This is a genomic window from Pseudobdellovibrionaceae bacterium (assembly GCA_020635075.1).
Taxonomy (GTDB): Bacteria; Bdellovibrionota; Bdellovibrionia; order Bdellovibrionales; family UBA1609; genus JADZEO01.
In genome coordinates this window covers 468,595-480,161 of record JACKAM010000004.1, presented here as the reverse complement: position 1 = coordinate 480,161, position 11,567 = coordinate 468,595, and the positions used below count along the sequence as shown (strand labels likewise).

The 11,567-nt window shown below is 50.8% G+C and carries 9 protein-coding genes; all 9 read right to left on the bottom strand.

The genetic code is table 11. From position 1 onward, the window contains the following. Nucleotides 1-62: 62 nt before the first annotated feature. Entirely contained in the window at nt 63-470 is a 408-nt protein-coding gene (locus H6624_19685) for a hypothetical protein (protein MCB9086572.1), read from the bottom strand. After that, nucleotides 467-3,736 (bottom strand): efflux RND transporter permease subunit, encoded by a 3,270-nt coding sequence (locus tag H6624_19680; GenBank protein ID MCB9086571.1) that lies wholly within the window; start codon nt 3,734-3,736, stop codon nt 467-469. The genes H6624_19685 and H6624_19680 overlap by 4 nt, the downstream gene beginning before the upstream one ends. 14 nt (nt 3,737-3,750) lie before the next feature. Next, nucleotides 3,751-4,947, bottom strand: a complete 1,197-nt coding sequence (locus H6624_19675) for an efflux RND transporter periplasmic adaptor subunit (GenBank protein MCB9086570.1) — start codon at nt 4,945-4,947, stop codon at nt 3,751-3,753. Next, nucleotides 4,944-6,179 (bottom strand): TolC family protein, encoded by a 1,236-nt coding sequence (locus H6624_19670; GenBank protein MCB9086569.1) that lies wholly within the window; start codon nt 6,177-6,179, stop codon nt 4,944-4,946. The genes H6624_19675 and H6624_19670 overlap by 4 nt, the downstream gene beginning before the upstream one ends. Nucleotides 6,180-6,286: 107 nt before the next feature. Beyond that, nucleotides 6,287-6,754: a hypothetical protein gene (locus H6624_19665; GenBank protein MCB9086568.1), complete on the bottom strand. Its 468-nt coding sequence runs from the start codon at nt 6,752-6,754 to the stop codon at nt 6,287-6,289. Between the two features lie 98 nt (nt 6,755-6,852). Continuing rightward, the gene (locus H6624_19660) at nt 6,853-7,140 is read right to left on the bottom strand and encodes a metal-sensitive transcriptional regulator (GenBank protein ID MCB9086567.1); all 288 of its coding nucleotides are present in this window, start codon (nt 7,138-7,140) and stop codon (nt 6,853-6,855) included. Beyond that, nucleotides 7,140-9,371, bottom strand: a complete 2,232-nt coding sequence (locus H6624_19655) for a heavy metal translocating P-type ATPase (GenBank protein ID MCB9086566.1) — start codon at nt 9,369-9,371, stop codon at nt 7,140-7,142. Before H6624_19655 ends, H6624_19660 begins: the two co-directional genes overlap by 1 nt. 128 nt (nt 9,372-9,499) lie before the next feature. After that, nucleotides 9,500-9,685: a hypothetical protein gene (locus H6624_19650; protein MCB9086565.1), complete on the bottom strand. Its 186-nt coding sequence runs from the start codon at nt 9,683-9,685 to the stop codon at nt 9,500-9,502. A 137-nt stretch (nt 9,686-9,822) separates the two neighbouring features. Further along, nucleotides 9,823-11,382, bottom strand: a complete 1,560-nt coding sequence (locus H6624_19645) for a hypothetical protein (protein ID MCB9086564.1) — start codon at nt 11,380-11,382, stop codon at nt 9,823-9,825. Between the last annotated feature and the right edge of the window lie 185 nt (nt 11,383-11,567).

Below are 11,567 nucleotides of genomic sequence, written 5' to 3'. Positions count from 1 at the left end.
GATGACCAATGCTGTTTCAAAGCGGGACGCCCATTAGGCGGCCCACTTTGGTTCTATGCGCTCTACCCGTTCTTGATTTTGGAAATCACCAACATCTTTATGCCGTCCTTTTCGAAGACCTTGCCTTTTACGTCCACTTTACCTTGCAGATATTTGAGCAAGGGCTTGTACGCCTCCACAAGGGTCGAATGGCCCTCTCCGGAGATCTGGTAAAGACCATCCTTGGTTTTAAGGCCAATGGGTAAACCTTTTTGGGCACAATCCTTGGCACAGTCGGTGTGAGACTTCCCCGAAGTCCCGTGTTTGATGTAGCAGGTGAGCCCAATCAGTTCTCCAGACAAACTGGTCTCCCCCGCGCTGTCAACATGATGGCCTTCATGACCTTTCATCTTGCTGTGGTCATGCTTTTCATCGGCCCCACTTGCTGACACCACGAACAACAGGGCAAAAGCCACTATTACAGTTTTCATTGCTTCTCCTTTGTATTTAAAATTAACTGAATTTCCTTTTCTTTCCAAATTGCAAAAATCGCTGGGTAGACCAAAAGCTCAAGGAGGAAAGAGGTTAAAATTCCTCCCACCATTGGTGCCGCCATCCTCTTCATCACATCTGCTCCGCTGCTTGCCGAACTCGCCAGAAAAATGGGAAGCAATGCCATAAATGTGGTCAATACCGTCATCATTTTCGGGCGAATCCGCTTTACCGCCCCCTCATGAATGGCCTGACTCAAATCTGCAAACGAACGGATACCCTCAGCCTTCTTCTTTTTTTCGTAGGACAAGTCCAAATAGAGAAGCATAAATATGGCTGTCTCCGCATCCACTCCCAACAAGGCAATCAGGCCAACCCAAACGGCAATACTCATGTTGTAGTCCAAGAGGTAAAGCAACCAGATGGCACCAATGGCCGAAAACGGTATGGAGAGGAGAACAATGGATGTCTTCACGGCTGATTTGGTATTCATGTAAATAAATAAAATGATGAGTAGAAGAGTGATTGGCAGGACCATTTTAAGCTTCTCTTTTACTCTGGCGATGCTCTCATACTGGCCACTCCAGTGAAGCGAATACCCCGTGGGAAGATCCAACTGCTCGGCGACGGCACGCTTCGCGCTTTTCACATAGGTACCCACATCACTGGTGTTTAAATCCACGTAGACATAGCCCGTCAGCAAACCATTGTCATTGCGGATCATGCCAGGACCGTTCAGCAGCTCAATTGTCGCCACTTCTGACAATGGAATCTGGTAACCCTTTGGGGAATCCAACAAAATTCGCCGAATCTCCTCTTTCGATTGGCGGAAAGCTCGAGCATAGCGAACATTGACCGAGTATCGCTCGCGCCCCTCCACCGTCGTGGTGACGTTTTTTCCCCCAAGGGCAGTAGCCAACGTCTCTTGAGCTTTTTGAATGGAGATCCCATGGCGAGCCAGAGCTTCACGGTTAAAATTAAAATCAAAAAAGAAGCCCCCGGTCACCCTCTCAGCGAAAACGCTGCGGGTTCCGCTCAAGCCTCCCACAATTCCTTCAAGCTTGATGCCGATTTCTTCAATTTTCTTGAGATCACCTCCAGAGATCTTGATGCCAATGGGAGTTCGAATCCCCGTGGTTAACATATCGATGCGACCTTTGATCGGCATGGTCCAGGCGTTGGTCAGTCCTGGGAACTGCATTTTTTTGTTCATCTCGCCAACCAACTCATCCCAGCTCATGTAGTTGGGGGTGATCCACTGGAACGGAAAAGTCAGAAACTCAGGCAAAAAGGAATACCAGCGATCGACCTTTCTCCACTCCCTCTGATCCTTGAGAACAATCACAGTCTCCATCATTGTCAGTGGCGCCGGATCGGTTGCGGTACCGGCCCTGCCGGCTTTTCCGTGTACCGTCAAGACCTCCGGAAAACTCTTTAGAATCTTGTCCTGCTGCTGAAGGAGCTTCTGTGCTTCTGTAACCGAAAGCCCGGGCATGGTCGTCGGCATATAGAGAATTGTGCCCTCATTAAGTGGCGGCATAAATTCTGATCCAAGCTGAACGAAGGCCGGCACCGTCAGGGCAATTAAGGCGACGGCAATTCCGACTACCAATCGGCGCTTCTCAACCACCCAGTCGACGGCTGGCCCGTATAGGTGAAACAACAACTTGCTAATTGGATGATCCTCTTCAGATCGCTCATTTGGCGCGGCCAAAAAGTTAAAGGCCCGCTGAAACCAAGAGGGGCCATAGGAAACCTCGCGCTTTTTGGTGAAGATGATCAGCAAGGCCGGTACCAAAGTAATGGACAACACTGAGGCCACCAACATGGCGAGCGTTTTGGTGTAGGCCAAGGGCTTAAAAAGTCGTCCTTCCTGAGCTTCAAGAACAAAAATGGGTAGAAAGGATACGGCGATCACGAGAAGTGAGTAAAAGCTGGCCGGACCGACTTCCTTAATCGCGCCAATCAAAACCTCTACGAGGGGCTCATTTTTTCCTGCTAACCTCCACTCCTCCATCTTTTTGTGGCAGTTTTCGACGACGACGATAGCGGCATCAACCATGGCTCCAATGGCGATGGCAATGCCCCCAAGGGACATAATGTTGGCCGAGACGTTCATGAGATTCATGAAAATGAAGCTAACTACAACAGCCGTTGGCAGAGTCACAATCGGTACCATTGCACTGGGCAAATGGAGCAGGAAAAGAATAATGACGAGGGCGACAACAATCATCTCGATAGCCAATTCGTGAGTGAGAGTTGCTACGGTTTTTCGAATCAATTCACTTCGATCATAAGTTTCAATAATCTTCACGCCTTCCGGAAGAGACCCAGAGAGACTGGCTATCTTTTTCTTGACGTCCTCGATCACCCGATTAGCATTTTCGCCAAACCGCATGACCACGATGCCTCCCACCACATCCCCGAGGCCGTCCAAATCCGCCACCCCGCGACGCATTTCAGGCCCCTTCACCACCCGCGAGACATTTTTTACATAAATGGGAACTCCTTGCTGATTAACGCCAATGACGATGTTCTCAATATCTTGTTTGCTGCGGGCGTAACCTTTGGCTCTCACCATATACTCGGTCCCGGAAAACTCGATCACTCGGGCTCCCGTCTCGCGGTTGCCTTCATTAATGGCCTTTGAAACATGGCTGAGGGGAATATTGTAGGCACGGAGGGATTCGGGATTTATCTGCACCTGGTACTGCATTTCAAAGCCGCCAAAGGAAGCGACCTCTGAAACTCCAGGTACCGACTGAATCTGATAGCGCAAAAACCAATCTTGAAACGAACGTAGATCGGCTAAGGAGTGCTTACCCGAGATGTCCTTGAGGGCATATTGATAAACCCAGCCCACTCCGGTGGCATCAGGTCCCAGCTCCGTTTGCACAGACTTGGGTAGCTGAGGCGTAATTTTAGACAAATACTCCAATACTCTGGACCTGGCCCAATAGATATCGGTCCCATCCTCGAAGATCACATAGACATAGGAAGCGCCAAAGGTCGAAAGTCCGCGAATATCTTTGACCTTGGGTACACCCAATAAGCTCGTGACAATCGGGTAAGTTACCTGGTCTTCAATGATGTCAGGGCTCACGTTCCAAGTGGAATACACAATGACTTGAGAGTCGGAGAGATCTGGAATCGCATCAATCGGGATCTCTTTCATGCTGATCCAACCAGCAACAAAGGCACATGCCACCAGCATGAGTGTGAGCCCTCGATTGCGCGAACAAAAATCGATAATCTTAATCAACATGGAAATGCTCCCAATCAGTGGTTGTGAGTTTGTCCAGACGCCATTCCCTTAATGACGGCCTTCAATCGGGATTCGGAGTCGAGCATAAAGTTGCCGCCCACGACGACAGACTCTCCCTCTTTCACTCCACTGGCCAGGGCAATGTAGTCCTCGGTTTCCCGAATCGGAGCCACAGCCCTGGGTTCAAATCGCCCCTCCCCTTTGCTGATAAAAACATAGGTCTCACGACCGGTGTCCATCAAAGCATCTACTGGAACTGTGAGGTGCTTACCAAGAGGCGCCATGATTGAGACATTCACATAGGACTCAGGGCGAATGCTCTCGTGGGATTCATTGAGTTTTATTCTGACCTTTGCGGTTCTGGTGTTGGCGTTGATCACCTCATCAACAGAAACCACCTTGCCATAGAGTTTTTTGCCCTGAAGAAAGTTGGCCGTCACTTCTACGGAGAGATCCTTTTTGATGTGAGGTAGGTCTACCTCAAAGACGTCGGCGTAGATCCAGTTTTCCTGCCCTTTGCCCGTCAGCAGTAGGCCTTCCGACTGGCTCCCTTTGCGACCTAGTTCCTGAATCTGTCCGGCGGACAAACCCAGTACCTGGAGACGAATCTTGGCGGAGTTGATCATTTCCCGGGTGCTTCTCTTGACCTCCTCAATGGGGGAGTCCTTCACCCGCGCCCACTGACGTATTGCCTCAAGGTATTCACTCTGGGCTGTGTAGAGTTCCGGATCAAAGGCAATGCGGCCAGGAGCACGAATGGACTTAAACAGGCTTCTCGTTTTGACCACGTCTGTTTTGACGCCAATTTTTTGTTCCTTATCCAAACTGAGTTTGAAGTGGGTGTGTCCCGCGGGTTCAATTGGCGTTGAGGCCTCGGAGTCTCCGTCCCCGCCAACATCTTCCCATCCATCTTCATCCACCTTCTTTGCAGGGGAATTCTGTTGGTGCCCGCTGTGGTCACCTGATCCCTCGTCTGTCTCAACCGGTACCAAATCCATACCACAAATGGGACAGGTACCCGGCTTGTCTGAAGTGATCTGAGGGTGCATAGGACAAACATAAGTGGCTGCCTTTTTCTGGTCCCCTTCGGAATTCTGCTTATCGGAGTGACCGTCGTGAGCTCCTTTGGTGCAACCAAATAGAGAGATGGCGGCAACCATAACCATTACCAGAAATATCCCACTGCTGTGGCGTTTGATGAACTTTATCATTTTACATCTCCTAAATTAGAAAGGCTTTTGCCAAGGGTCGCCTCTAGATCAGCCAGGCTGGCTACGAATTGCTCCAAAGACCGGTAATAGTCCGTCTTCACCTGATAAAGCGATCGCTCAGAGTCCAGCAAATCCAAAAACGAAGTCTTGTTGGCCCGGTAGGAGGCCCGCGATGAATTGTATGCCCCTTGGGCCTGGGGAATGAGGCTGGTTTGATAGATTTTCAGCGTCTTTTCTCCAAGCTGAACTTGCCCTTGTAGATCTTTACTGCGTGTGACGACCCTATTGGTGGCATCTGTCAGTCTATATTCTTCCGCCGCCTTTTCCGCTGAGGCAGCGGAGGCTTCGGCGGACTTTTTCCAAAAGAACAGAGGCACACTTAAGCTTATCGAGTAGATCTCCGAATCCTGAGGATTACCCTCGATACGGGTTTGGTACTGAAGCTGAATATCCGGGGCAAATTCCCAAGCCGCCAATTGGCTTTTCCATTTGGCGGCCTCCAGGCGAGCCGCCTGAACCTGCAACTCGGGCGAGGTGGAGTGGGAGGAACTGTCACCGCCTTCGGCCATCCTGCTGAGTTGAAAAACCGGAGGGGCTAATTCCAAATTTGCCAAATCCAGACTGCCCATTGCCGGATCACCAACAACAGCTTTCAGCTGTTGCTGGAGGGAATTTTCCTTTTGCTGCAATCTCAAAAGATCAAGCTCTAGTCGGGTCTGTTCAAAATGGGCTTTCATTGAGTCACTTTGTGATGTCCTGCCTGCTGCATACTTTTTTTCCGCCACCCGGGCAAACTCGCGGACCGCATCCATGTTGGCCTTGGTCAGTTGAATGATCTTTTGCGTGCTGAAGATGGAAAAATACAAACTCACTACTTGTTTGCGAAGGCTGTACTTCTTCATCGCCCACATTGAACTGGAGCTACTCGCACGACTTCTTTGTGCCTTGCCTTGAAGATAGTATTTCACCGGGAAACGTAACCGCTGAGAGATCACACCATACTTGGTTACATTCCCACGATCCAGACTGGAGACGCCTACCATCGGATCTTCCAGGCTGTACTGAGAAGCGATCAATGCCTCTTGAGCAGCGACGGATCTCTCTGCAGCGGCCAGTTCTGCTGAATTGGCAAATGCCAATTGCAGAACTTGATCCAAGGTTCGGGACTCCTGAGCGGTGGCCCCAGTAGTCACTCCGAGCACCAATGCCAGAACTATAAACAGATGTTTCATTGAAAACCCCAAATAAATTGATGCACATAAACTAGTTGAACCGACCAACAACATAGACTCATGCCTGTGCTGGGGGTTCAGCTTATCGAGCTAAATTTGGGAAGTTTTCAATTCCTAAAGACTTGGTGGGATATATAGAGCGGCACGTTTGGCGGACGGGCTGCATTTTGTGCAAGGACCAGCCGCACACTTTGTGAGAATTCAAAATTCAATTGAGGCGAAGAAGACAGCCACGGGGTTACAATATCATCAGCCTGGCTCCATCCCGAACCAAATGACATCACCTGTGGCGGAGTCGTTTGGTCCACAACCAGGCAATCACCCAGTCCACAGGATTTTGCATGTTCGCCTTGAGGTTGGTTAGTCTTTCCAGCCTGACGATGGCAGGGAGGAAGATTTGCCTCTTCAACATCTGACTTATTTGCTTTTTGAGCCTTCACCTGAGCCGGCGTGAAATGCATCATCCTTTTGGCTTGGCCATTGAACTGGCAGGCTGAAGCACAGGGCGCGGCAACAACCTGAGGCAGAAACCCCAGAGTGATCACAAAAATTGATAAAAAGCGCGCGCGAATCATTCATCAACTCCACGTATCATCTTATTATACCCCCATGGGGTATGTCAAGGGCACCATACGTCTCATCTTGAATCACAGTCTGTCACCTTAGATTCTCACTACTTACCGCGAGCACTGGAGAGAAGTTCCATAATTTCTCCCACAGCGCCGTCCTGATCCTTTTTATCGTCGGATGCCAGGGCTCGCTTTACACAATGATTCAGGTGTTGCTCGATGATCTTCTCCTCCAAGGCCCCTAAAGCCGACTTTACGGCCTTAAGTTGGGTGAGGATGTCCATACAGTAACGGCGCTCCTCGATCATGCGAGCGATCCCTCGGATCTGCCCTTCCAATCGCTTCAAGCGATGAAGGTGAGCCGTATGGGATGCTCCCTGTTTTTCACTCATCAATGCACTCCTATGGAAGTCTTCTTCAGTCGCAGACTATTGGTCACGACGGACACACTACTTAAGGCCATCGCTATCGAGGCGACAACCGGTGACAGCAAGAGACCCCAAAGAGGATAAAGTAAACCAGCTGCCAAAGGAATCCCTAATCCATTATAGATGAAGCTGAAAAACAGATTTTGCCGGACTGTTCTCATGGTGGCCCGCGAAACCTGCAGGGCATGAACAAGGGACAAAATTTCTCCTCGCACCAAAGTCACATCGGCTGATTCCATGGCGATATCCGTCCCCGTGCCCATGGCAAAGCCCACATCGGCTTGAGCTAGGGCCGGAGAATCATTGATGCCATCTCCGACCATGGCCACTTTGTGCCCTTGGGACTGAAGCTCCTTCACCTTTTCCAGCTTATCTGCGGGCATCACTTCTGAAAGTACATGGGTCAGGCCTACTTCTCGCGCCACACGCATCGCCGTGCCCTTGCTGTCCCCAGTGGCCATCCATACTTCAATGCCCATGGATTCCAGGGTCCTGACCGCAGCCTCAGATTCCGGCTTCACCGGGTCCTTGATTCCCAACATTGCTGCCAAATGACCATTGATTGCCACAAAGACGGCGGTGTTCCCGGCCTCTGACCATCTCTCCAATTTACCCTTGGCTTTGTCATCGAGAGCAACTCCGCTCTCATCCATCAAACGTAGATTACCGATCAACACCTCATGACTCAGCACTTGTCCCCGAACCCCTTTTCCGGTGAGGGATTCAAACTGATCCACCTTGTGGATTTGTCCACCTTCACTTTCAGCATAGTGACCAATAGCTTTGGAAAGCGGATGTTCGGAACTGTGCTCAAGACTCAAAACCATATCCCATAGTTGATCGTTTTCGGAAAAATAGGAGACCTTCACCACTTCGGGTCGCCCCAAGGTGAGAGTCCCAGTCTTGTCGAGAATAACAGCAGTGATGCCCTCAGCTTGTTCAATCGACTCGGCATTGCGGAACAACACTCCATTCTCGGCTCCTCGACCCGTGCCCACCATGATTGCCGTCGGCGTGGCCAAACCCAAAGCACAGGGACAAGCGATAATCAAAACAGAAACAAAGGCGACTAAGGCATAGGTAAGGCTAGGAGAGGGGCCAAAGGTCAGCCACAAGAGAAGGCTCGATAAAGCGATTAGCAATACCACAGGCACAAAAATGGAACTAATTTTATCCGCGTATCTTTGTATTGGAGCCTTTGAGTTTTGTGCCTTTTGCACCATCACAATAATTTGGTAAAGAAGAGTGGCTTTGCCCACCTTTTTCGCCACCATCTGCAGTGAACCCTTTTGATTGATCGTGCCACCAATCAACTGATCACCCTGGGCCTTTTTGACGGGCAAGGGCTCACCAGTGACCATGGACTCATCAATTGCTGAGATACCTTCCGTCACTTCACCATCGACCGGAATCTTCTCACCCGGTTTGATAATCAAAATATCTCCCACCACCACGTCTTCAATGGATTTCACCACCGGTTGACCGTCAATCAACACTGTGGCCTCACGACTCTTGAGTCCCATAAGTTTTCTGATCGAGTCTGAGGTCTTTCCCTTTGCCCGATTTTCCATAAAAAGGCCCAGGAGGATAAAAGAAGTAATAAAGCCAATGGACTCAAAGTACACACTTGCCTTTATTCCAGCACCGCTGATCCACTGCGGGAACAAAGTCACGACCCCGCTGTACAAAAAGGCTGCAATGGTACCTATACCTATCAGGGTGTTCATGTTGGCGTGCCGGGTTTTAACTGCCGTCCCGACAGCTCGCCAAAATCTTTCCCCACACCAAAGGAGCACAGGAACCGACAGCACCATTTGCACCCAGTGACTCAATGTGGAAGACCAAGACTTCACAAATGGAAAGACGTGCATAGCCACGCCAAAAAGAAGAAAGGTCAAAACAACCGACACAATCAAGCGACGGCGCAAATAATTCTCCTCTTTCTGACGCATGTTTTCTTCAGCCCGCATGAGATCTTCAGGTGAGTGGGACTCAACCAGGTCGTAACCCAACCCATGAACGGCCGCTGAAAAATCCACCTCAGAGACGGTGGTCTCGTCAAATTCAATCGTTGCAGATTTGGAGGCAAAATTGACTCGGGCGCTATTGATTCCCACGGTTTCCTTGAGTAGATTCTCAATCTTCGTGGCGCAGGAGCCACACCCCATTCCCTCGACAGAATACTCTTTACGCATACTCCAGGACCTCCAAAGAAGCCCTAATTCTAGTATACCCCAGGGGGGTATGTCAAGAAAATCCCCTGCAGCATTGCCTCACAAAGGGGAAGGGCCCAGTACTTCACTGCTGGGCCAGGTTTAGATCATCAGCACTTGTCGTTCCACCCGCCCCATGGATTGTCCTCACAGTCCCATGGATTGCCCAGGGTCTTGATTATAGTCTCAAGAACTGTGGGTGCCACTTGTTCATGGTCCAATACCTGATCGGCCTCGGTCGCGGAAGCCGAGAATGTCAGAAAGAAAACTCCGATTGATAACAGTAGCCTTTTCATGCGTTCTCCTTGATGTTTACCTCTGGATGAATTCCTAGATGGCTGGGCCAGTGTGACCGAGAACAATTCAAATTCGAAGACCTAATGCACAGTCTCTCCGTCACTCGTCCGCCGTTCATGTTCGGTTCGAGCTGACGTTACTCCTTGCACATCAGACGATCGGTTTTACACAGGAGCCTTACGCGATTACTGATACGCTGAAAGATATCGTCATGACTGTGACCAAGCTCATTGGGCGCAAGTCCCTGAAGGCCCGCTACCGACCGGCGCTTGGGGTCTTTAGTTCCTCCAGGAAGGTATTTGCGCAAGTCGAGTCCTCCATTGCGCTCCTTTTCTTCCTTGAGACTCTGATAGCTCCCATAGAACCCACTGCGGTTTTCAACTCCTGCGGAATTTGCCGATGCTGTGGTAAATCCACTGCGACCGCCAACGCCCTTTAGAACGTCGGTGTCATAGCCATCTCCGGTAGAGCCTAGGCCTCCGCCGCCGCCAAAGCCCACACCGCCGGATTCACTTCCGCCAACGAAACCACCGCCGTTGCCGGGAATGGAATTGGCCCTGGCCTGCTGATCGTAAATTCCAAATGGGGCATCCTGAGATTGAGCCTCCACTGTAGGCACATTGAGATCCGAGCCATCAACATTTCGGGCGCCAAAGGAGGCACTGCTGAATCCACTACCTGTCGCCGCAGCCGGCGACCTTCCTCCGTTAAGGCCGCGACACAAAGGATCCGTTTGGGCTGCCGCTGAGGCACAGCGAACACAAATGGGGTTGGAAGCATTGACCGGATCACTGCAGTCGCCATTGAAGGAGACGGGTTCTATAGGGGATTCTGGATTTTCCGTATTGGCCATGGCCGCCGACTCACACTCAGCCGCGAACTTGGATGCCGCCATGCTTTGAGCCGCTTGGTTACCCATACGTGCAACTTCGTTGTTATAAGAAGTGCAACCGTCTCTTCTACCCTGGGCATTGGCCACAAGGGCAAGGTACAGGCGTCTTTGTTCCGCCGAACAACGGGGCCCCTGTCCTCCGGCATTTTTCCATTGATCGTACAGAAGATCGCAGTCCTTTAGGACCTGACCATACTTGGTTGCGACAGATTGGCACTTTTCCTCACAGCTGGTTTTTTCACTGTAGCATTTAGCGCCAAGAGCGGTGTTGGCGGCGGCTCCACCAAAGGCCACTTTCTTCATCAAGCTGCAGTTGTCGGCAATTCCCCGCTGATCGTCGCCCTGGTTGCGCAAAGCCAAAGCTCCACCAGCGAGAGCTCCAACTGTATTCACAGTTCCTATTGACGGGCCATTAAGACCGCTGACACATTTGATGGGATCGGTACAACAAGTACTGGCACTTTGCTGAGAGTTTTCGCAATAGGCGCGATCCTGTTCGGCTTCCTGTTCACTTGGCATTCCCGTCGGTAGCTCTGTGGTCTGACTGACAATTGGGGATGTGGGTGCCGCCTCTCCGGGATCCTGAACAGGAGGCGTAGATTCACCCCGGGGAGCCTGAGCTCTTCGCTCTGGGTACAGAGTTGCAAAGTCTGTGGGGTTGGGGAATTGAGCCAAATCCCAACAGGTCCCGCACTTATCCAACCCCTGAGAGTAGTAATATCTCAGGTTCTCCGGCGTTTTTCTGAAAGCGGAAACAAAGCCACGAGCATCCATCTGTCCGCAGTGGCCCCGGTGCTCGATCAAACCTGTCGGGCACCTCGATAATTGATCTTGCTGACTACCATTTGCTGATTGGGTCTGGAAACATACACCTACGAGACTCACCCAGAGAACCAGCGCCCTTACACTGGTCCTCCGCGGGAAGCAGAGGAATACGATCATATTTCACACCTAACATGCAGCAAATACCCACAAGGCCGTGGCCCATG